This window comes from Burkholderia sp. CpTa8-5 (genome assembly GCF_017815045.1).
GTDB classification, from domain to species: Bacteria; Pseudomonadota; Gammaproteobacteria; order Burkholderiales; family Burkholderiaceae; genus Burkholderia; species Burkholderia sola.
The window spans coordinates 90,701-112,753 of sequence record NZ_JAGIQD010000018.1 but is presented as its reverse complement, the minus strand read 5'-3'; the positions used below and the strand labels follow the sequence as shown (position 1 = coordinate 112,753).

At 67.7% G+C, this 22,053-nt stretch carries 22 protein-coding genes; 2 read left to right on the top strand and 20 right to left on the bottom strand.

The window, feature by feature from the left end; genetic code table 11:
* Positions 1–17: 17 nt before the first annotated feature.
* Positions 18–215, bottom strand: coding sequence for a hypothetical protein (locus J8I35_RS24535; protein WP_050015242.1), 198 nt, complete (start codon positions 213–215; stop codon positions 18–20).
* A 181-nt stretch (positions 216–396) separates the two neighbouring features.
* The gene (locus J8I35_RS24530) at positions 397–1,026 is read right to left on the bottom strand and encodes a glutathione S-transferase (protein ID WP_209927411.1); all 630 of its coding nucleotides are present in this window, start codon (positions 1,024–1,026) and stop codon (positions 397–399) included.
* Positions 1,027–1,192: 166 nt separating this feature from the next.
* Here J8I35_RS24530 and J8I35_RS24525 point away from each other — a divergent pair, with 166 nt between their 5' ends.
* Positions 1,193–2,410 (top strand): polyhydroxyalkanoate depolymerase, encoded by a 1,218-nt coding sequence (locus tag J8I35_RS24525; RefSeq protein ID WP_124680200.1) that lies wholly within the window; start codon positions 1,193–1,195, stop codon positions 2,408–2,410.
* A gap of 7 nt (positions 2,411–2,417) precedes the next feature.
* Here J8I35_RS24525 and J8I35_RS24520 read toward each other — a convergent pair whose 3' ends face one another.
* The 16 genes from J8I35_RS24520 to J8I35_RS24445 form a co-directional block, all read right to left on the bottom strand.
* Positions 2,418–3,065, bottom strand: coding sequence for a phosphoribosyltransferase family protein (locus J8I35_RS24520; RefSeq protein ID WP_050015181.1), 648 nt, complete (start codon positions 3,063–3,065; stop codon positions 2,418–2,420).
* Between the two features lie 125 nt (positions 3,066–3,190).
* Entirely contained in the window at positions 3,191–3,712 is a 522-nt protein-coding gene (locus J8I35_RS24515) for a phospholipase D-like domain-containing protein (protein WP_050015179.1), read from the bottom strand.
* 117 nt (positions 3,713–3,829) lie between these two features.
* Positions 3,830–4,762, bottom strand: coding sequence for an acyltransferase domain-containing protein (locus J8I35_RS24510; RefSeq protein WP_050015178.1), 933 nt, complete (start codon positions 4,760–4,762; stop codon positions 3,830–3,832).
* A complete protein-coding gene (mdcB, locus tag J8I35_RS24505; protein ID WP_050015176.1) occupies positions 4,759–5,625 on the bottom strand; it encodes a triphosphoribosyl-dephospho-CoA synthase MdcB in 867 nt (288 codons plus the stop codon). Before mdcB ends, J8I35_RS24510 begins: the two co-directional genes overlap by 4 nt.
* Positions 5,622–6,290, bottom strand: coding sequence for a malonate decarboxylase holo-[acyl-carrier-protein] synthase (gene mdcG, locus J8I35_RS24500; RefSeq protein ID WP_050015240.1), 669 nt, complete (start codon positions 6,288–6,290; stop codon positions 5,622–5,624). The genes mdcB and mdcG overlap by 4 nt, the downstream gene beginning before the upstream one ends.
* Positions 6,277–6,984, bottom strand: coding sequence for a biotin-independent malonate decarboxylase subunit gamma (gene mdcE, locus J8I35_RS24495; RefSeq protein WP_209927410.1), 708 nt, complete (start codon positions 6,982–6,984; stop codon positions 6,277–6,279). The genes mdcG and mdcE overlap by 14 nt, the downstream gene beginning before the upstream one ends.
* Positions 6,971–7,906 (bottom strand): biotin-independent malonate decarboxylase subunit beta, encoded by a 936-nt coding sequence (locus tag J8I35_RS24490; RefSeq protein ID WP_209927405.1) that lies wholly within the window; start codon positions 7,904–7,906, stop codon positions 6,971–6,973. The genes mdcE and J8I35_RS24490 overlap by 14 nt, the downstream gene beginning before the upstream one ends.
* Positions 7,903–8,217 (bottom strand): malonate decarboxylase acyl carrier protein, encoded by a 315-nt coding sequence (mdcC, locus tag J8I35_RS24485; RefSeq protein ID WP_209927403.1) that lies wholly within the window; start codon positions 8,215–8,217, stop codon positions 7,903–7,905. The genes J8I35_RS24490 and mdcC overlap by 4 nt, the downstream gene beginning before the upstream one ends.
* Positions 8,218–8,227: 10 nt before the next feature.
* Entirely contained in the window at positions 8,228–9,874 is a 1,647-nt protein-coding gene (gene mdcA / locus J8I35_RS24480; protein WP_209927401.1) for a malonate decarboxylase subunit alpha, read from the bottom strand.
* Between the two features lie 179 nt (positions 9,875–10,053).
* A complete protein-coding gene (gene madM, locus J8I35_RS24475) occupies positions 10,054–10,821 on the bottom strand; it encodes a malonate transporter subunit MadM (RefSeq protein WP_006754567.1) in 768 nt (255 codons plus the stop codon).
* An 11-nt stretch (positions 10,822–10,832) separates the two neighbouring features.
* Positions 10,833–11,228: a malonate transporter subunit MadL gene (gene madL / locus J8I35_RS24470; protein WP_209927399.1), complete on the bottom strand. Its 396-nt coding sequence runs from the start codon at positions 11,226–11,228 to the stop codon at positions 10,833–10,835.
* A gap of 563 nt (positions 11,229–11,791) precedes the next feature.
* Positions 11,792–13,141 (bottom strand): glycoside-pentoside-hexuronide (GPH):cation symporter, encoded by a 1,350-nt coding sequence (locus J8I35_RS24465; RefSeq protein ID WP_209927397.1) that lies wholly within the window; start codon positions 13,139–13,141, stop codon positions 11,792–11,794.
* Between the two features lie 108 nt (positions 13,142–13,249).
* The gene (locus J8I35_RS24460) at positions 13,250–14,767 is read right to left on the bottom strand and encodes a sulfatase (protein WP_209927395.1); all 1,518 of its coding nucleotides are present in this window, start codon (positions 14,765–14,767) and stop codon (positions 13,250–13,252) included.
* 164 nt (positions 14,768–14,931) lie between these two features.
* Positions 14,932–15,333, bottom strand: a complete 402-nt coding sequence (locus J8I35_RS24455) for a BON domain-containing protein (RefSeq protein WP_209927394.1) — start codon at positions 15,331–15,333, stop codon at positions 14,932–14,934.
* A 94-nt stretch (positions 15,334–15,427) separates the two neighbouring features.
* Positions 15,428–16,492, bottom strand: coding sequence for a porin (locus J8I35_RS24450; protein ID WP_209927392.1), 1,065 nt, complete (start codon positions 16,490–16,492; stop codon positions 15,428–15,430).
* A 160-nt stretch (positions 16,493–16,652) separates the two neighbouring features.
* The gene (locus J8I35_RS24445) at positions 16,653–18,818 is read right to left on the bottom strand and encodes a glycoside hydrolase family 3 protein (protein ID WP_209927390.1); all 2,166 of its coding nucleotides are present in this window, start codon (positions 18,816–18,818) and stop codon (positions 16,653–16,655) included.
* Between the two features lie 232 nt (positions 18,819–19,050).
* On the opposite strand from J8I35_RS24445, the gene J8I35_RS24440 reads away from it, so the two are divergent.
* Positions 19,051–19,671, top strand: coding sequence for a TetR family transcriptional regulator (locus J8I35_RS24440; protein ID WP_209927388.1), 621 nt, complete (start codon positions 19,051–19,053; stop codon positions 19,669–19,671).
* 64 nt (positions 19,672–19,735) lie between these two features.
* On the opposite strand, the gene J8I35_RS24435 is transcribed toward J8I35_RS24440, so the two are convergent.
* On the bottom strand, positions 19,736–20,722 hold the full coding sequence (locus J8I35_RS24435; RefSeq protein WP_209927386.1) for an SUMF1/EgtB/PvdO family nonheme iron enzyme: 987 nt from the start codon (positions 20,720–20,722) through the stop codon (positions 19,736–19,738).
* A complete protein-coding gene (locus tag J8I35_RS24430; RefSeq protein ID WP_209927385.1) occupies positions 20,706–22,049 on the bottom strand; it encodes an MFS transporter in 1,344 nt (447 codons plus the stop codon). The genes J8I35_RS24435 and J8I35_RS24430 overlap by 17 nt, the downstream gene beginning before the upstream one ends.
* Positions 22,050–22,053: the final 4 nt, after the last annotated feature.

The following is a 22,053-nucleotide window of genomic DNA, read 5'->3' as shown; positions in this document are numbered from 1 at the left end:
TCAGTCGGCGTGCGCGTTCATGCGTGCGCTTCGCAGTGACGGCAGAAGATCAGCGCGCGCGACCGCGACACGGCTGCCTGCGCACCGCGCGCCGCGACGATCATCCCGACCTGGCCGAGATTGAAATCGCGCTCGACCATCAGCTGCGTGAGCCCGGCAAGCGCCAACACGACGGACGGGTGGTACAGGCTCGATTCAATCAGGGCTTTCATCATCGGCTCCATCTGGCAATGCGTGATTTGATGGAGTGGATTCTAGGGATCGGTCGCGTCCGGATAAACAGCGCGAATGCGAAGTCACTTGTCAGCGGCCGAGAACAATCGGCAGCGGCTTGCCGGACAACGGCGAGCGGCGCCTGGCAGCGGCGTGCGGCAGCCCGGCGAACCGCTTCAAAAGCTACGCGAGCGGCGTATCGACGAAGGCCGGCAGCGCTTCCGCCCGCGCGGAATGGGCGGCGAGCGCCGGATAACGGGCCGGATCGATCCGCGCCAGCGCCGGGTAGTCGGCCGCCATGAACTGCGTGAAGCGCCACGCCACCGCGACCGTCACGTCCGACTGCAGCAGCCGCGCACCGCCGAACCAGCCCTTGGTGGCCGCGACCAGCGGCTCCAGCGCGCCGTATGCGCCTTCGAGCTGGCTCAGCACGCGTTCGATCCACGGTTCGTGCTGCTTGTCCGACGGCCGCAGTGCCTGCTCGTAGACGAACTGCACGGTTTTCTCGGCGGCGGCCAGCGCGAACCCGATCGGCACCAGCGCGCGCAATCGGGCATCGACGGCGTCGGGCAGCAGGCGCCGCTCCGGCGCGGCGAGATGATCGAGATAGTCGACAATCAGCGACGAATCGATCAGCGTCGCGCCGCCGTCGGTCACGAGCGTCGGCGCCTTGACGACCGGGTTGAGCGCCCTGAACCGCTCGATGTGACGGAATACCGAGATCGACTCGTGTTCGAACGGCAGGTCGAGCAGCTTCGCCGAAATGGCGACCCGGCGCACGAACGGCGAATCCAGCATACCGATCAGTTTCATCGCAAACGCTCCGTTTCGAGGGAATGGGACCGACGACTGTAGCAGCGTCGCGCGGCAGCGCCTAGCGTGCGCGTGATGCAGATCAGCCGCCCGCACATCCGCCTCCCGCTGCGCGGCCACAGTGACCATAATGGATATTCACGCTTCTTCCGCCCCAGGGTCCGCCATGTGGTACGCCGTCGTCGAGCAGCAGCGGGAATGGATGCGCGCATGGCGCGCGGCGACACGATACGCGTTCGATGCCTGGCCCGCGGCGTCGCTGCCGCATGCCGCGTCGTCGTGCTACGACGACCTGTTCGAACCGCTGCTCGGGCCGCAGGCCGCGCCGCCGGGCTTCGATCTCGCGTGGCCCGACGTCGGCGAGCAGGTGGTCGCGCACACGCCGTTTTGCGACTTGCGGCGCTTCGCGCACGCCGACGCGCGCCGCACCGTGCTGCTGTGCGCGCCGCTCGTCGGGCACGCGGCCGTGATGATGCGGGAAACCGCCGAAACGCTGCTCGCCGATGGCGACGTTTGCGTGACCGACTGGCGCAATGCGCGCGACGTACCGCTCGCGGCAGGCCGTTTCGGGCTCGACGAGTACGTCGCGATGCTCGACGGCTTCGTCGACGCGCTCCAGCACGACGATCGGCCGCTGCACGTCGTCGCCGTGTGCCAGGCGACCGTGCCCGCGCTCGGCGCACTCGCGCTGCGGGCCGCGCGCGGCCTCGCTCCGCCCGCGAGCATCACGCTGATCGGCGGCCCGCTCGATGCGCGGCTGAACCCGAGCGCGCTCGGCGCCGCGGCGGCCGCCCATTCGCTCGACTGGTGCCGGCGCCACCTGATCGACATCGTGCCGCCCGGGTTCGCGGGGCATGGCCGCCGCGTGTTCCCGACCTATCTGCAACAGGGCGAGATCGCACTGCTGTATCCGCAACGCTTCCTGGCGCTGATCGAGACCTACGCGCTGGCAGCCTCCCGCTTCGACATGGCCGGGCTTGCCGACGCCCGGCGGGCGCTGCGCGAATACACCGCGCTGCTCGACATGCCGGCCGATTATTTTCTCGATACGGTCGACGTCGTGTTCCAGCGCATGCTGCTCGCGACCGGCGCGTGGCGCGTGCGTGGCCGGCGCGTCGAACCGGCCGCGTTGCGCGACGTCGCGCTGCTGACCGTCGAAGGCGCCCGCGACACAGTCACGGGCGCCGGCCAGACGCATGCGGCGCTCGGCCTGTGCAGCGGCCTCTCGGCCGACGCGCGCCATCGCGTCGACGTCGACGATTGCGATCACTACGGACTGTTTACGGGGCCACGCTGGCACGGCAACGTCCATCCGGCGATGCAACGCGTGTTCGCGCTGGCGGAAGCCGGCCGACCGCGCCCGCGCCGGAACCGTCGGACGTGACGACGCGTCAGGGGCGCGCCGCGTCGAGCAGCGCGCGCACCTCGTCGTCGCTCGTCTGCTCGAAGCGCGCGTAGAACTGGCTGATCCCGAAGAGCCGCGCCGGCTGCGACACCGCGACGAATACGTCGGCCAGGCCGTCGAACGCATGCGCCGCGCCCGCCGGCGCGACCGGCACCGCCGCGACGATGCGCGCCGGACGGCGCTCGCGCAGCGCCTGCAGCGCGACGCGCATCGATGCGCCGGTCGCGACACCGTCGTCGACGACGATTGCGATGCGTCCATCCACCGCCAGCGGCGGCGCCGCGCCGCGATACAGCGCCTCGCGGCGTTGCAGTTCGGTCGTCTCGCGCGCGATCACGTCGGCGAGTTGCGCATCCGATACGTCCATCGCGCGGATCACCGAACGCTGCAGATGGGTCGCGCCGCCCGTCGCGATCGCGCCCATCGCGAGCTCGGGGTCGAACGGCACGCCGAGCTTGCGCACGACCAGCACGTCGAGCGGCGCGCGCAGTGCGCACGCGACCGGATACGCGACGGGCACGCCGCCGCGCGGCAGCGCGAGCACGACGACGTCGGTTCGCCCCGCGTATTCGCGCAACGCGTCGGCCAGCTGGCGGCCGGCATCGGCGCGATCGGCAAAACTGCTTTCGGTCACGATCGGCTCCCTGCCGTTGCGCCGGGCGCGCGCAACCCGCGCCGACGCCTGTCAACGAGCATGGTTCATCGGTCGCGCCGATGCAAGCAGGGTCATACCGGTGCGCGACGCGCCGCGGGAAAGGGTCAGAGGCCGGCGGCCTGCCGGTACAGCCGCCAGAACGACTGCGCGTAGGACTGCGCGAGTTCGGGCGCGCGCCGGAACACGTTCACCGTGTCGGCGTGCTCGGCCGCGCCGTCGGACAGCGTCGTCAGCGCGACGCTGTCGTCGACGATCGCGAAGCGCGACGCGGGGCCGCCGTGCCGCGAATCGATCGCGACGTCGATGCCTGCGGACTTCAGATAGCCGGCGCCGCTGGTCTTGCCCGCGCGCGGCGAACGCACGAGCACGACGCGCACCTCGATCCCGCGCGCGCGGGCCGCCCGCAGCGCGCTCGCGACCGTCGGCGGCACCTGCGTATAGCCGGCCAGCAGCACGCGGCGCTGCGCCTGTTCGATCAGATCGACGGTCGCGTCGGCCGCCGCGTTGTCATACGAAAAGTACGTGCCGACCGATGCGGCGTCGGACGGAATCTGGCTGGCGTGGACGCTCGTCGCGCAGCAGAACGCGGCGAGGAGGAAGGCGGCTGGTCTCATGGCGGGCGCCATTGTAGCGACGCCAATTCGCGTGACAAGAGGCGGCTGCGACGCTGCTGCGCCGACGCAACACACAGTGCGGAACGGGTGCCCGGCCGCTGTGTTTCGGGCCGGGTTTCGCCCCGCCGATCAGCCGGCCGCGACGCGCGCGAGCCAACGCGTCACGCCGTCGACGGAACGGAAATCCGCGAGGCTGCGCGCGGGCAACGCAGGATACGCGCCACCGGCCATCTCGGCCAGCGCGCGCCCGGGGCCGAGTTCGAGAAACGCGGTCGCGCCGGCCTCCACGCACGCGGCGAGACAGGCCGCCCATTCGACCGGCTCCGCGATCTGCCGCGCGAGCTTGTCGAGGCCCGTGTCGACATCGAGCACGGACGCGCCATCGATCCCCGAGAACAGCCGGGTGCCGGGCAACGGCCGGCGCACGCGCGTCGCGGCCAGCGTCGCGCGGAAGGCCGGCACGGCCGCCGCCAGCCGACGCGTATGCGACGCGATCCGCACGCAGACGGGCGCGACACGCAGCGCGCCGGCGCGCGCCGCGTCGTCGGCCACGGCATCGACGTCGGCGTGCCGCCCTGCAACCACGAACGCATCGCCGGGGTTCGCGATCGCGATAGCCGCGTCGCGACCGTCGCAGAACTGCGCCAGTTGCGCGCGTGTCAGGCCGCGCACGAACACCATCCGCTCGTCGCCGCCGCTCGCGGCATCCATCTCGCGTGCACGCGCATCGGCCAGATCGAGCGCATCGTGCGGGTCGATCCTTCCCGCGACGCTCCACGAGCCGACCTCGCCGACGCTGTAGCCCGCGACGCAGCGCCGGCGTGGCCACACAGCGTCGAGCAGCGCGGCGGCCGCGAGCGCCTGGACCGTGCAGAGGATCTGCGCGGCCCGGTTTTCCTGCAGCGCGTCGGGGCCGGCCTGTCGGACCCACGTGCGCGGATCGTCGCCGAGCAGCCGGCCCGCATGCGCGAACAGTGCGTCGGCCTGCGGCGCCGATCCGGTCAGATCGAACATGTCGGCGCGCTGCGCGCCTTGCCCCGAACACAGGATGGCCAGCGTCATCGCGCGTGCCCTTCGGCTTCGAGCGCATCGACGAAGACGCTCATCGCGAGCAGGTCGGCCGCGCCGCCCGGACTCAGCCGGCGCGCGACGAACGCACGATGCGCGGCCGCCGCGCGCAGCCGCCAGTCGCGCGCCCGCACGCCGCCGCGCGCGACGAACGCACGGGCGGTCGCGCGGGCGAAATCGAGGCCGTCCTGCCCGCCCCGGTGCAGCAGATTCGTGTCATCGAGCGCGGCGATCAGCGCGAAGCACGCGGCGACGCGCGCGGCTTCCGGGTCGCCCGGCAGGTCGCGCCGCGCGCGGCGCAGCGCGGGCAAGCCGATCGCATACACGGTCGGAAAGCCGTCGGCCGCCTCGCGACGCGCGCCGCCGACACCGTAGCGGCGGCTCGCGCGCTCGCCGTGACTGTCCGGCACACGTGGACCGCCGAGGATCTCGACGCCCCAGCGGCGCGACACGAACGCACCGAGCGTCGTCCCGGCCGGCAGCGCGCCCGGTATCGTGCGCCGGCCGGCGGCCGCGCACAGCAGCCCGAGCCCGAAGATCGCACCACGATGCGTATTGACGCCGCCGGTCGCGGCGAGCATCGCGTGCTCGGCACGCAGGCCGATCTTGCGCAGCACGGCCATGTCGGCGTCGCGGGCGCCCGCGTCGGCGAGTTCCGCGAAGTACGGCCGCAGCACGACGGCGCTGCGCGTGAACGTCGCGGCATCCATGTCCGCGTGACTGCCGGTGTCGACGTGACTGACGAGGCCCGGCTTCGGGTAGGTGTCGATCTCGAGCACGAGGCTGCGCTCGGCCAGCGCGGCGATGCGCTCGGCCTCGGACGGCGCCGCGACGCGACAGGCAGCCGCGGCGTTCATTGCGTGCCCCCGATGAACGCATCGGCGCGCATCAATTCGACGGTAGTCGCGGTCTTCACCGCGACTTCGGGCAACCGCGCGTGCAGTTCGCGCCAGTTGGCGCCCGCGCCGTCGTCGCGCAGCAGTTCGCCGTCGATGCGCATTGGCGCGCGCGCATCGATCGTCGCGAGACCGTCGAGCAACGGCGCGAGCGACGCGGCGTCCGGCAGCGGGAACACGATGTCGAGATCGGACGATGCGCTCAGGTACGGCTCGCCGGTCAGCGCCTGCCAGGCGAGGCTGCCGAACACGCGGCCCTGCACGCCGCAGCGCGCGCCGAGCGCATCGAGCTCGCGCAGCGGCGCATGCCACGCGGCGGGCGCTCCGGAGCGTACGTCCGCCAACGCCGGCAGCGGGCCGACCGTCGCGAGCGCGTGGGCGGCCACGTTCAACGCGATGCGCCGCTTGCCCGCCGGCGGCGGCAGCGGCAGGCCGAGCGGCACGCGGCCGGCATCGGCTTCATCCGGCGACGCGCGACGCACGATCAGCGGCCAGCCGCGTTCGGCCCATGCGCGCACGAGCGGATCGCCCGCGAGCGCGGGGTCGTGGGCAAAGGCCGCGCCCCACCCGCCCGCCGTCAGCGTGACGAGCGTGTGGCGGCGCAGCGGCAGCTCAGCGTGCGGCATGCGCAAGGGCCTCGACGCGGGCGGCGACGTCGGTCGCGACCGGCCGGCCGCGCGCCGCGCGCCGGTCGACGCGCTCGGCCGGCTTGCCGAGCCATTCGCCGACCTGCGCGTCGAGCGCGCGGGACGGATCGAGCACGGCGTCGACGGCGCCCATCTTCACGAGGTTGTCGAGCCCCGGCGCGAACACCGGGGTCGAACGCGCCATCTCCTTCAGCACGTCGATCGGCAGCTTGGTCACGCGCGACATCGACGGCAGGTCCATCACCTCCGGCTCGGCACCCGGCACCGCGAGCAGCGTGCGGGTCGCGAGCGCGGTCGCGATGAACGCGCCCGCGGCCGTGTGGCCGTACAGCACGCCGATCGTCCGGTGTCCGGCGAGATCCGCGTGCATCAGGCACTTCGCGAGATGCGACAGCCCTTCGTTCAGGCCGAGCAGTTCGTCGCGCTTGCTCATCCGCTGGCTGTCGCTGTCGACCAGCACGACGATCGGCGTGTCGCCGCCGCGCGCGACCGTGTCGAGCACGCGCGACGCGAGCGTCAGCGCCTCGTCGATGCCGAACGGCAAGCGGTCAGCAACGCCGATCACGTCGACGCGCGTGCCGGCCAGTTCCGCGTGGCCCGTCAGCAGGCCGCCATTGCGCGCGATCGAATGGCCGTTGGGGAACAGCGAGGTCAGTACTTCATCGAGCGTCATGCTGCGGCTCCTGTAACTGGTCGGCGAGCTTCGCGAATGCTTCGTCGGGCATGCCGGGGATCGCTCCCGGCGCGTCGGCCCCGAGCATGCGCCACACGTCGAGCGCATCCTTGCAGCCGCCGAACCGTTCGACCCGCGCTTCGAGACGCGCCTGTTCCGCGCGCAGCATCGCCGCATCGAACGTCGGCGCGCGACCGATCAGATCGAGCGCCGCCGCGCGGAACGCGTCGGGCGTATCGGCCACGTAGCGATCGGCGCCGCCGATCAAGCGCCGGTGCTTGCCGCCCATCGTGCGCCAGATCAGCGCGCGATCCTTCGAGTCGAATTCCTCGACGCCGCGATTGGTCTCGATCACTTCGGGGCCCGACACGCTGATGCGCCCCTGCTCCGACACCGCGAGCGCCGAACAGCACGCGGCGAGCAACCCGCCGCCGCCATAGCAGCCCGCGCGCCCGCCGATCAGCCCGATCACCGGCACGCCGGCCGCACGCGCTTCGACGAGCGCACGCATGATCTCGGCGATCGCGAGCTCGCCCGCGTTCGCTTCCTGCAGCCGCACCCCGCCCGTATCGAACAGGATCAGCACCGGCTTGCCGACTTCGCGCGCGGCGCGCAGCAGCCCGGTGAGCTTCGCGCCGTGCACTTCGCCGAACGCGCCGCCCATGAAGCGGCCTTCCTGAGCGGCGACGAACACCGGCCGGCCGTCGAGCCGGCCGTGGCCGACCACCATCCCGTCGTCGAACTGCTGCGGCAGGCCGAACAGCGGCAGATGCGGGCTCGTCACGCGCTCGCCCGGCCCGAGAAATTCCGTGAAGCTGCCTGCGTCGAGCAGCCCGTCGACGCGCTGGCGCGCCGACGCTTCGTACCAGCTCGCGCCGTTCGCGACGAACGCGGGCGCATCATGGATCATGTCGGTCGTCATGCGTCCCCCTCGATCGCGCGCACGGCCTGCGCGAGCCGCAGCGACACCATGTCGGGCCGCGCGCCGCCGTCGTTGATCGACAGCTTCAGGCCGCCCGGCGTGCGCCGTTCGACGAAATCCGACACGACCGCCTGCCACACCGCGCCGAAACCGACCGCCGCGGTGCGGATGTCGATCTCGCATTCATTGCCCGGCAGCACGCGCTCGACGAGCACCTCGAGATTGCCGGACGCGACCACGCCGACGAGCGCCGCGGCCCGTTCGCCCTGCGCGCGCTCGCGCGCGGTGAAGCGGTAGTTCAACTGTTCCATGCCCTCTTCCTCACCAGTTTCGGAACCGGGCCGGCGGCGCATACAGGCCGCCCGACCAGTGCACGAGATCCTTGATCGAACGCGCGGCAAGCCAGCGTCGGTCGGCGTCGAGCGGATCGATGCCGAGATCCTCCGGACGCCGAATCACGCCGCGCTCGCGCAGCCGCTCGACCATCCGGCGGTCGCGGCCGCGGCCGACCTCGGTATACCCGGCCACGCCGCGGATCGCGTGCTCGCGTTCGTCCTTGTCGCGGCACATCAGCAGGTTCGCGATGCCCTCCTCGGTGACGATGTGCGTGACGTCGTCGCCGTAGACCATGATCGGCGCGAGGTCGAGCTGCAGCTTGTCCGCGAGCTTCAGCGCATCGAGCTTCTCGACGAACATCGGCACATTCTTGTCGCCGAACGTCTCGCCGATCTGCACGACCAGCTTGCGCCCGCGCCGCAGCGCCGCCGGCGTGTCGGGATCGGCCTCCGCGCCCGCCTTCAGCCACGGTTCGCTCGGATGGCGCCGGCCGCGCGCGTCGCTGCCCATGTTCGGCGCGCCGCCGAAACCGGCGATCCGCTCGGCGGTGACCGTCGACGAATGGCCGGACAGGTCGATCTGCAGCGTCGAGCCGATGAACATGTCGCACGCATAGAGCCCGGCCGTCTGGCAGAACGCGCGGTTCGAGCGCAGCGACCCGTCGGGGCCCGTGAACCATACGTCGGAGCGCGCGCGGATGTAGTCGTCCATCCCGACTTCGGAACCGAAGCAGTGGATCTGCTCGACCCAGCCCGATTCGATCGCGGGAATCAGCGTCGGATGCGGATTGAGCGCCCAGTGCGTGCAGACCTTGCCCTTCAGCCCGAGCTTCGCGCCGTAGGTGGGTAGCAGGAGCTCGATCGCGGCCGTGTTGAAGCCGATCCCGTGGTTCAGGCGCTTGATCCCATACGGCTCGTAGATGCCCTTGATCGCGAGCATCGCGGTAAGGATCTGCGTCTCGGTGATCGCGGCCGGATCGCGCGTGAACAGCGGCTCGACGTAGAACGGCTGGCCGGCCTCGACGACGAAATGCACGCGATCGCCCGGGATGTCGACGCGCGGCACCTTGTCGACGATGCGGTCGACCTGCGCGATCACGATGCCGTCCTTGAACGCGGTGGCTTCGACGACGGTCGGCGTGTCTTCCGTGTTCGGGCCGGTATAGAGGTTGCCGTCGCGATCGGCGCTGACCGCCGCGATCAGCGCGACCTGCGGCGTGAGGTCGATGAAGTAGCGAGCGAACAGTTCGAGATAGGTATGCACCGCGCCGAGCGCGATCTTGCCGCCGAACAGCAGCTTCGCGATGCGCTGCGACTGCGGGCCCGAATACGCGAAGTCGAGACGCGTCGCGATCCCGCGCTCGAACACGTCGAGATGCTCGGGCAGCACGACGCCCGACTGCACCATGTGCAGGTCGTGGATCTTCGCGCTGTCGACGTCGGCGAGCGCCGTCGCGAGCAGGTCGGCCTGTTTCTGGTTGTCGCCTTCGAGGCAAACGCGGTCGCCTGGCCGCAGCACCGCTTCGAGCAACGCGACGGTGTCGCGCGCATCGACCCGCTTGCCCTGCGCGTACGCCGCGCCGGCCGCGAGGCGTGCATCGCGCGCTTGCCGCGCGTGATTCCATCCCGTCATGAACAGTTCTCCCGCTTCGATGGTCCAGCGGCATTCTAAGCCTGGCGCCGCCGTCGATTGATGATGTTGAAGAATGCGACTCAGAGGGCGCCGCGATGGATTCGGCGCGCCGGAAACCGCGCACACCGGCCGCACGCGCGGGCCGCCCGAACGCGGGCCGCCCGAATCGCCACCGGCAGCTATGCGCCGACCAGCGCGCGCGTCGTGAAGAACAGCAGCGAGGGCCCAAGCAGGCAGCCGACGCCCGTATGGAACGTCGCGACCAGCGCGCCATACGGCACGAGCCGGCGGTCGGTCGCGGCGAGGCCCGCGCTCACGCCGCTCACGGTGCCGGCGAGGCCGCCGAAGATCATCGCGGAGCGCGGCGTCTTCAGGCCCATGAAGTTGGCCGCGACCGGCGTGCCGACCATCACGATGATCGCCTTGACCAGCCCCGTCGCGATGCTGAGCGCGATCACGTCGGAGCTCGCGCCGATCGCCGCGCCCGTGACGGGCCCGACGATGTAGGTGACGGCGCCCGCGCCGATGGTCGTCATGCTGACCGCATCGGTGTAGCCGAACGCCCGCGCGATGCTCGCGCCGACGATGAACGGCAGCACGGTGCCGAGCAGCAGCGACACGACGCCGACGAGGCCGGCCTTGCGCGCCTCGGCGGGCTGCACTTCGAACGCGGTCGCGACGATCGCGAAATCGCGCAGCATCGCGCCGCCCATCAGGCCGACACCGGCGAACAGCCGCACGTCGGCGAGCCCCTTCTCGCCGCCGGTGAACGCGCCGCCGACATACGCGAGCACAAGACCGATCACGATCGCGATCGCGGAGCCGTGTACGCGGCCGAACGTGAGCTTGCGCGACGCGATCGACGACAGCCACATGATCAGGCCGACCAGCGCGAACGACGCGACGAGCCCGTTGTGGGCGACGGTTTTTTCGAGCATCTGCAGCATGGCGGCCTCCGTTACTGTTCTTCGAATTGCGGCACGCCAGCGAAGGCCGTGTCGTCGCGCCCCATGCGCACGAGTACCGCGATGCAGCATGCGCAGATCGCGACCGCGCCGACGGCTGCGAGCAGCGCGACCGGCCCGCCCTTCAGCGCGGCGACGACGTTCTGGTTCGCGGCCATCGCGACCACGACCGGGATGTACATCGCGCCCCAGAAACCAACGCCCGCCTCGGTCTCCTTCGGCAGCCAGCCGCGCCGGTGCAGCCACAGGCGCAGGCAGATCAGCAGCAGCATCGCGATGCCGACGCCGCCGACGTTGGTCTTCACGCCGATCGCGGCGCCCAGCAGGTCGCCGAGGAACAGCCCGGCCAGATGGCAGAACGCCAGCAGCGCGGTTCCGTAGATGATCATGAGTCGTCTCCAGTCTCTTCGTGACGGGCGCCTGGCGCGTGCGGAAGCCAGGCCCGCACGCCGGTCCCGGGCGCGGACAGTCTGTCTCCTGCGGCGGGGCGCCGCGACCCGGCGGCTCGTCGTGCGAGCGCGTTCTCGGGCGGTCGATGGGATGATGCGGTTTCGGGCCGGACGCCGGATGGCTTAGACTGACCGATGGAGCTGGCGGCGCGGCACGGGCTACGCGTCCGATGTGCCCCCTTGCATGGGCCGCACCAGGGCGTGATCCGATACTAGCGCCGCAAAATGCGGCCATTTATGAAGTTGTCGAAACCGATTCAGTGACATGTCACCTGAATGGCGCTGGGCACGGTCAGGCCCGGCGCCATACGGGCGTCCGGTGGCGATCGCCCTCCAGCACCTTTATCGACCAACCCTGCGCGGCGACGCACACCCCGTCCTGGCCACCTGCCGCTTCCCACGCGGACGGAAGCGACGCCATGATGCGTGGCGCAGGCGTCCACGTGCGATCGCGCCGCATTCCGGCGGCGCCGAATTCGACGATATCGCCCGTGTGGCGCCACTCATCGTGTACCGGCCGACCGGGCACTCATTCGCCTCAGGCGAAGAATGCGCAGTATCCGCTCATGCACGTCGGGCGAGACGGGATAAAACAGCGCCAAGACGATTGCCATCGCGGTGAAGACAAGCGGCCCCTTCCACAACATCGCCCACATGCCGTCGAGCGTGTGCGTCGACTGCACCCGATTGGCGACGAACCCGATCGCCTCGAGTATCTGGCCGACGGCGCCGACGGCCAATGCGAGCGACGCCTTCTGAGCCAGCGCGACGACACCGAAGATCACGCCCTCGCCACGGATGCCGGTGCGCCATTCGCCGAATTCGACGGTATCGGGAATCATCGCCCACTGCGCAAGCAGCATCGCGGCGTTGCCGAACCCGATCGCCACGAGAAGCGCCAGCAGCGTACCGAGGCCAGGCAGCCCCCGCATCCCCAGCAAACCGTAGCAGCCTGCCGTGATGCAGGCTCCGGTCAACGCGACCCGACGCTTCGACGTCCGTCGCATCATCCAGGCCCAGAATGGAATCGATACGAACACCTGCAGCGCGATGGCGCCCAGTGCCCAGCCGATCAGGTCCTCCCGATGCATGCAGTATTTCAGCACGTACGGCAGCGTCTTCGACAGCAGCGTCGACGATGTCATGTGCAGGATCGCGAAGCCGAACACGATGATGAACGCCCGGTTCCTGACGATCACGAAAAACGCGTCGCGTATCGAGACGCCGTGACGGTCCGGCGCGACCGCCTCCCTGGTCGACAGGAACGTCATCACGAATACGACGACCGCCACGACCGCATACGCCAGGTTGACGAACAGAAACCCCGTTTTCGCGTCGCCGCCTCCGAGCACCTGAACGAGCCGCAGTGTCGACAGCGCGACCAGCACGCCGGCGGTGGCCGCGCAGATCATCCGATACGCGGCCAGACTTCCCCGCTCCCGGCTGTCGACCGTCAGCGTGGCCATCAACGCGTTGTACGGCATCGACAACACGGTGTACGCCGTCCTGAACAGTGCATGGGTGCCGACCACGAACGCCAGCTGCGCGACACCGTCGAGACGATTCGGCACGAACATCGATACGAAGCTGACGGCAAGCGGAACGCAGCCGAACAACAGGTATGGCCGGTAGCGCCCCCAGCGCGTTCGCGTATGGTTCGCGATATATCCCATGACCGGATCGAAAACGGCGTCCCACAGCATCGCACCGCCGAATATCGCCCCGGCGATCCCCGGGGCGAGCCCGACCACATCCGTGTAGTAGTACAGCAGGTAGAGCGTCGTGCTCTGCCAGTACAGATTGAATGCGAAATCGCCAATGCCGAACCCGAGCTTGCGCACGAACGGCAGCACGACGCCTGCATCGGTCGCGCCTGGCGCCGGTATCGAATGTGATATGTCCGCCATCATCGTCCCGCGGTTCAGTTCCGTTCCATATGATCAAAAAGCGATCTACCCGCTTCACCCGACGAAGTTTCGGATCGGAATCGGCGGCCGGCTCGGCGCTTCGTCATTCCGCAATTCGGACTCGTGCTTTCGGAGCAGCGCGGCGCCCTTCTCCGCTCGCCCCGTTTGCGCCAATCGATCGAGATAGGCGCGCAACTTGCCACGCACGTGATACGGGCCGCCTTCCGCAACGACGTTGGCCAGTGGGTCCCGGCCGCGCGCCGCGCCGGGGAGCATCTGCGCTTCCCACTCCTTCAGCAGCGCCATTCCCTTCTCCACGACATCCGCATGATCGGCGGCCAGATTCTGCAGCTCGTGCGGATCGCGATCGAGATCGAACAGCATGACATCGTCGAACAAGTGGTATCCGTCGTGCAGTGTGGCGATCATCAGCCAGTTCCGGAAACGCACGCCACGCTGGCAGGTCCATGCGCCCTGCGACACGACGAGGTAGTCGCGGCCTTCGTCCACGCCCTCCCGCAAGTCCTGCGCAAACGATCTACCGTCCCACGAATCGGGAACCGGCTGCCCGAGCAACTCCAGAATGGTTGCGGTGACATCGATCTGATAGTGGAACGCATGGTATTCGCGGCGCGGCTCCAGGCCGGGCCACTTGAGCAGGAGCGGAACATTTGTCGTGAACTGATCTGCCGTCTGGTGATCCCCGTAGATGCCCAGCTCGCCGAGCGTCTCACCATGATCGGACGACAGCAGCACGGCCGTGTCGGCCATCACACCGAGTGCCTCGAGTTGCCCGAGCAGCTTCCCGACATATTCGTCGGCCATCAGAACCCCTGCGTCGTAGCCGTCGAACATCGCCCGCACGGCCGCCATGTCCGGAATCTGCTGCGGCTGCCGCGGATAACGCTGCAACGCCGCATCGTTCGGCGCGAATCCGGTGCATTCCTGCGCGCTATGCGGGCCGCACGCCTGCCAGTGATTCGCGCGCACGGCTTCGGTCAGCCACGACGGCAGCGGATCGTCGGCAAAAGGCTCGCCGTAGCTCGCAGGCGCTCGGTATGGTGTGTGGGGATCCCACATGTGGACATGCAGGAACCAGTTGTCCTCGCTGCCGTGCCGGGTCAGCCAGTCCGACGCGATCGCGAACACTTCGTCCGCAGTCTCACGCCCGAACTTGCCGACGTTGTAGGCCTCGTCGAAACCGGCGTACCAGTGAAACGCCGAATGCCGGTGTGCAAAAGAGCTGACGCTGACGGTTCTCAAGCCCGCCTGCTGCAGACGAAACGGAAAGCTGTCGAAGTGGAGCTGCGACCAGAACTTGCGATCGGGCCCGCCGATCACCGGATCGGCATCGACGCCGCCGTGATTCACGACGCCGTTGTGAATGCCGAAACGACCGGTCAGAAGCGCCGTACGGCTCGGCAGGCAGGGCGTGTCAGACGCATGCACGTTGCGGAACATCACGCAATCGGCCGCCAGCCTGTCGATGTTCGGGCTGGTACGGCGGTGATACCCGTAGCAGCCGAGGTGGTCCGGACGCAGTGTATCGATGTCGAAGTAAATCAGTCTCATTGTTTTTCGTTTCCCGTCATGGAACTCACAGTTGTGGGTTCGAAAATGATTGTGCGGTCGAGCGGGCGACGGCCTGCGCCGTCTGTATCGCAGGCCCGCCCGACAAGACCACGCGGCGTGACGCGGGCAGCGCCTCGCGACACTGCGCAGCGACGCGTCGCGGCCTACCAGTTCTGCGTACCGATGCGCAACTGGTTCTTTACGGCGAGCACGCCGGAGACGCTTTGCGCCGCGTCGACCGCTATGCCTGCCTGGACATTGTCGGCAATCGTGCCGGACAGCGTCACCACGCCGTTTTTCGCACTCACCGACATGCGTGTCGAGTCGAGTCCCCTGGCACGGGCGATCGCCTGGCTGACACGCTTCACCAGTTGCCGGTCCGCCTTTTTTTGCGCCTTCTTCGTCACGCGCGTTCCGGCAGCGCTACTCGATTGCGACGCGGCCAACGCTGTCGGCGCGGCCCGGGCAGTACTGCCCGAAATCGGATCCTGTGCAAACGCGCTCGTCGCCGCTGCCATGCACAGCCCCGCGAGCGCTGCGCGAACGACATGCTTTCGAATTTTCATTCGTTTTCCTCTCGTCAAATCCTGATCATCGCCACGCACGCGCCCGGCATCGCGAAACACGATGCGGCAGGCGTCCTTGCGCCGCGCATGAAACCTAGAACTGCGTGATCATCCCGACCGACATGCCGGTTACCGCCTTGCCATCCGGCCGCAGGTTCAGGCTCGCCACGTTGGCCGGATCCCGCTTGTATGCGCCCGAAAATCCGTTTCGGTCGTATTCCACATACAATTGGGTCCGCTTGGACAGGAAGTAATTGAACATGGCATACGTGGTCAACTTGCGCCCGTCCGATCCGCGAGCGTATTTCAGATTCCTGGCGATGTCGTAATACGTTGCCGTGCTGAATTCGAGAAACGGCGTGATCCGGTAGACAAGACCGACTGCAGGTATATCGTCCCGACGTTCGATACCTGCGGACGTCGGAGCGGTTACCCAGAGCCCGCTGTAGCTCAGGTACAGTTTCGCCGGGCCCAGTTGCCACGTTGCACCGCCAATCGCGCTCTGCGCCCATTGCGACGCGGTGGCGTTGTAGGTCTTCTGATAGGCGGCACCGACCATCAGCGTTTGGTACTGGTAGGTTGCGCCGACTGCGAGATTCGAACCCGCGCGGGTGTTGCCGGCCACGCCGCCCACCGAGTAGCTTCCGCGCAGCGTGAGGCCGCCGGTCTTCCCCACGATCTTCACGACGTTGTTGAACCGGGAATCGAGCGTAAAGAAATTGCCGACCCACACCACGCCCGGCACGATGGCGAGCGATGTCCCCTGTGCTGCGTCCGGGTCGAGCGACACGCCGACGTCCTCGGCCGCGTTCAGTTGCCGGCCCAGTGTGACGCGCCACGCGTCGGTACCGAGCCCGACGTAGGCCGCCTTCGAAAAGAGCGGGCTCGACGCGCTCGCCAGGCCTCCCGTTCCCGTGACGAAACCGCTTTGAAGAGTAAAGATAGCCTTCAATCCCTGCCCCAGATCCTCGGTCCCCTTCAGGCCGAAGCTGTTGCCGGAGATGATGTTGCTGTCGAACCCGAGCTGGTGACCGCCCTTCAGTCCATCGACCCAGCGGACACCTCCGCCGAGCGTCCCGAACAAGGTCACGCTCGATTGCGCATTCGCTCCACCCGCCATCGTTACCGCTGCCATCGCCAGAACCATCTTCCTCTTCATCCGTCTCCTCCTGTTTTGTAGTACTTATTACATCGCCTCGAAAAAACCCACTCCTCGCATCTGCCGATCGCCATCCTGACAATCGCGTATCGATCAACACCGGTTCGACAAACCGCCCCTGTACATACGGCCATCCGTTCCCGGAACCTGCGGCAGCACGTCAACTGCCGAATTGACCGCCCTCGAGCCATACCGTCTCAGCCGCGACGTGATCGGTCGCGGAACGGGCCAGCACGATCCGGTACGCGCCTTTCCGGATCCGCCACTGCCCGGATGCCACGTCGAAGCGCGCCAGCAGGCGAGGATCCACGCTCGCGTCAATCTCGATCGACGCGCCCGCCTGCAGCGCCACGCGTTTGAACGCGAGCAGGCGCATGCGCCGGTCCCCGTCGGCCTCGGTCAGATAAACCTGTGGAACGTCGTCGCCATCCCGCGTCCCCGTATTGGTGACGGTGAAGCTGACCGACACGGCTTCGCCCGCACTGACGCGGAAGTTTCCATATGCGAATTGCGTGTAGCCCAACCCATGGCCGAACGGGAACATCGGTTGCTCGCCGCACTGCGCGAACCAGCGATAGCCGATCTCGGCACCCTCGTGGTAATGCACCTTGATCGGGGTGCCGAGTTCGACATCCGCACCCGGCAAACGCGGGTGCGGCGTCTGTTCGATACTGGCCGGAAACGTGACCGGCAGGCGTCCGGAAGGATTGACCTCACCCGTCAGGATTTCGGCAATCGCCTGGGCGCCCGCCTGGCCCGGGAACCAGGCCTGAACCACTGCGCGCACCTTGTCTCGCCAAGGCATTTCGACCGGATTGCCCGTTTGCAATACGACGATGACGTTCGTGTGTACGCGCGCGACAGCCTCGATCAGCGCATCCTGCCCGAACGGCAGTCCCATGTCCGGGCAGTCGAAGCGCTCGCCCTCATGCCGGATTGCATTGACGATCACGACATCGGCCTTCGCGGCCAACGCGAGCGCGTCGGCAATATGCGCGCCGCTGTCGAAATAGATGACCGTGTGCGGCATGCGGGCGCGCAACTCGGCAAGCGGCGACGGCCCGAAAAGACACATGGTGGTCGGACCCAGCAGCGGATGGCTCCTCAGCGGCACCTCGGCGGCGTACCCGCCTCGCGGCCGCACCTGGCTCGAACCCGATCCCGACACGACGCCGGCCTGCGCGAAACCACCGATCATCGCGATCCGCTTCAGGTTGCGCGCGAGCGGCAGCGCGTCGGATTCGTTCTTCAGCAGCACGATTCCCTTGCGGGCAATCTCCAGCGCGATGTCGTGATGCGCGGCCCAGTTAACGGCCTCGGCCGCTCGCGGCCGGTCGATGCCAATCGCGTAATAGGAGCGCAGCATGCGCCGCACCATCTCGCTGATGCGCTCCTTCGGAATCCTTCCTTCTTCATAAGCGCGACGCAGCGGCTCGTTGAACCACTCGCATTCGTCCAGCTGCGCACCCGACTGCTGATCGAGGCCTTTCAGCGCGAAGTCCCAATGGTTGACCGCGCGCCAGTCCGACATGACCCAGCCCTTGAAGCGCATCGCCTCTTTCACGACGTCCTGCAGGATGTGCCGGTTGCCGCACGCGTATTCGCCGTTCACCAGGTTGTATGCGCCCATCAACGCACCCGGCTCGGCCTCCTCGATCGCTATCTGAAACGCGAGCAAGTCGCTTTCGCGATGTGCAGCGGGGTCGATGACGGCGTCGAGAAAGAATTTGTTGGTCTCGCTGACATTGAGCGACACGTGCTTCAGCAGCGCGATTACGCCTTCGGCCTGGGTACCGGACACGACAGCGGCACCGAGTTTTCCCGACACGAGCGGGTCTTCCGACACGTATTCGAAATTTCGGCCGTTGCGCACTTCGCGCACGAGATTGATCCCGCCGCCCAGCGCGACGTTGAATCCGAATTCGCGCACCTCCCTGCCGATCGCCGCCCCCTGCGCCCGCGCGAGTTCCGGATCGAACGTCGCGCCCAACGCGAGCGCGGCGGGGAATGCCGTCGCGCCGGCATGCGGGTCATCCGTCGCACGTACACCGAGGCTCGTGTCGGAGAGCATCAATGCCGGAACACCCAGCCGTTCCACGCCACGGACATATCCCGCGACGGCAGGCAGGTGAGCCGGTACGCGCGGCTCGCGCACGTGCGTGCCGAAGAGGCGCACCATCAGGCTGTAAAGCATCGAGAACCGCTCGTCGTCCGTCATGCGGGATTCGGTTTCCCTGGCCCGCTCGTCGGGATCGGGGCACGGCGACGGCGCAAACCCGGCAGAACCCGTTTCATCGGCGCCGACGCTGCATTGGGCAAATTTCATGCTGAGGCAGTTCCTTCTCTCTGTAATTATCCACTCGGATAATTTAAGGGCGCTCGCGCGCGGCAGTCAAGGATGACGTCGGTCAATCGACGTCGGGACTTTCCCCGAGAGCCGGTTCGCCAAAGCCTCTCCCGGTCGCTCTCCGACCGCGGATCAGCTGACGCGATACAGGACGTTGCGGCGTTATCGTGGCGAAGGCACAATCCGGATAGTCCATTTTCCGGAAGCAGCAATGACGATTGCCAGACAAGCGCAACAGGAGCGAGGCGAACAGACTCGCGCGGAAATTCTGGGCATAGCACTCGGCCAGTTTTCCACCTGCGGCTTCGACGCGGTGAGCGTCCGGGACATCGCCGATCAAGCCGGCGTGAACCATGCGATGATCCGCTATTACTTCGGGAACAAGGAAAACCTCTGGCGCGAAAGCGTGGCCTATCTGTTCGAGCGATTCATGGAAAAGGCCGCGCCGCCCGAGGCGGACGGCGGCAAGCTCTCTATCGATGCGGTCAAGGAATACATTCGAAACTACGTTCGGTATTGCGCAGAGTATCCCGAGCACGCGCGCCTGATGATGCAGGAGGCCAATCGCGATTCCGAGCGGCTCAAGTGGATGGCCCAGAAGTTCATTCGCCCGCGTCACGATCTCACGATTCCGCTCATCAAGCGCGTCTGCGCGCAGACAAAGGGGCTGGAAAAGATCGATCCTGTCTTGCTGCTGTACATGGTCACGGCGATTGCGCAGATTCCGTATCTGCTGACCGCCGAGATGAAGTACGTTCACGGCATCGACGCGCTGCGGGAAAAGGCCATCGACGCCCATTGCGATGCAGTCCTGACGTTCATCTTCCGCTGAAGTCCCGCACCGGGGCCTGCCGCGAGTCGTTACGCGAGCGCCATGACCCGCGGCAGGAGAGCCGTCACTTCAACGCCGCATCGTATGCCACCCGGAAACCCGTGTGTCCGGCAGACGTATCGCTCGGGCGTCCGGTTCGAGCCGCGATGCGGTAGCGATAGCAGTAGCTTCGATGGCACAGGTACGAGCCGCCCTTCAGCGTGTACTCCTTGTCCGAGACCGCTTGCCGATCCCGCGCCTTTCCGGCGCTCGACAGGGACGTGACCCGGAACGGGTCGCCGCACCACTCCCACACATTGCCGCTGCAGTTGTAGAGGCCGGCCGGATTCGGCGCGTACGCGTCCACCCGGACCGTACCAAACCGCCTGTCGCCATCGATGTACAGATCCGGAAAGCGGCCTTGCCAGATGTTGCAGTAGCGCATTGCATCCTCGGCGGGTTCTTCATTTCCCCAAGGAAAGCGACGGTCGTCCGCGCCTCCCCGCGCCGCGTGCTCCCATTCCGCTTCCGTCGGCAGCCGGCCGCCGCACCATTTCGCGAATGCAGCGGCATCGTTGCGAGAAATATGGACGACAGGATGCATGTCACGCCCGGCCAGCGATGACGGGGGTCCCTCGGGGGCCGCCCAGCACGCACCCGGAATCGATCGCCACCAGGGTGCGCTTTCCGACGCATCGGTCGCGAAGCCGGGTTCGACAAATGCGTGAAATACGTAGCTCCATCCAAACCGCTCCGCGTCAGTGCGATAACCGGTTGCGGCCACAAACTCGGCGAAGCGCTGGTTCGTGACCGCATGGCACTCGATGCCGAACGGCTTCAAATGAAGCTTTCGCCGCGGCCCCTCACCGTCCGCCTTGATCACCGGCGCGTCGGTGCCGAGCCAAGCAGCGCCTCCAGCGAACCAGGCGACGTCGGGATCGCGCGCATGTCCGCACGCCGGTGCAGCGGCCGGCGCAGGCGGCCTGGACAGACGCGCGGCGTCGCCGGTCGCCTGGATGTCATCCCGACGCGGCGTGCAGCATCCCCGTTCGGGCTTATCGAACTTGTCCACGCTCGTTCTCCCGCAGGCTGTCCTGCATGCGCGCAACGTCGCGCGGATAGGTACGGTACAGCACCGTGATGAGTGCGCCATTGACGAACACGAACCCGACCACTACGACCATGAATACGCTCTTCAGGCCATACCGGTCGCCGAACCATCCCGCGCCGGCATTGTAGGCGGCCCAGGTCAGCGACTCTGCGATCGCGATCAGGATCATGAATGCCAGGCTTCGCAGCCGAGGCGGCACGACCGCCATCACGATCGGCCTGTTCGCGCCCGGAAGCGCGCCCAGTGCGCATCCCATCATGAAGAAGAAAACGCCGAACACATGGATGCTGCCCCAGTTCAACTGGGTGCCGATGAGCGCCAGCACGCCGAATGCAACCTGCATGATCTGGAGGAACGCCACGCGTCCGAAGTCGGGCCATCTCCGGTGCATCCGGTCAAAGATCACCGCACCGCCAATCGTGCCGAGCAGGTAGCCGATGCCGGTCGGTGCGATGACGAACGCAGCCGCCCGGTTCGGAAATCCGAAGACTTGCGTCAGGTATACGACGCCGAACGACATGATCAGCAACTGGCCGGCAAGCAGCCTCGACACGAGCATGACGCAGAACGTGGGAATGCGAAACAATGCGCGCAGATCGCGCCAGACTGAAGTCGCTTCGACGGTCGACGGACGCGACACCGCCGCTTGCGACGCGCCGACACCCGGATCCCGAAACCCGATGAGGACCGCCAGCCCGGCCAGCATGCTGACGCCGCCGAGCAGCCAGAAACCGATGCGCCAGCCGCCGTCGATACCCGCGAGATGGCCCAGCAGCGGCCCCACCAGCGCGGTGACGAGCGCGGTGGCACCATACATGTAGCCGACCGCCCGACCGCGCATCGCGTCGTCGAACAGATCCGCGAAAATGGACGTAATCAACGCGCTCGCTCCGGCCGTACCCACCGCGAGAATCGACGTGCAGACGAGCAATGCCGTGAAGTCGTGCGCGAACCCGGCCGCGACACCCCACGCCCCCCACACTCCGGTACAAACGACGAGCACGCTCTTGCGATTCCAGCGCCTGGCGAGCCAGAGCCAGAACGGGCTGAACAGCGCCGCGGCGATCTTGCTGCAGACCATCAACACGCCAAGGCTGGACAACGATAATCCGAGACTCGCCTTGATCACCGGAAACAGCGTCGGCAGAACGCTCGATTCACTGTTGTCCATCGCCTGGGCCGCGGTCAGGATACCCATGTAACGCCAGCGGTTCTTCACCACCGGCGCGGCCCTCGCCGCCTCGCCCGCGCCGGCGGGGGTTTCTCGTACATCAACGGATCCGTACATGACA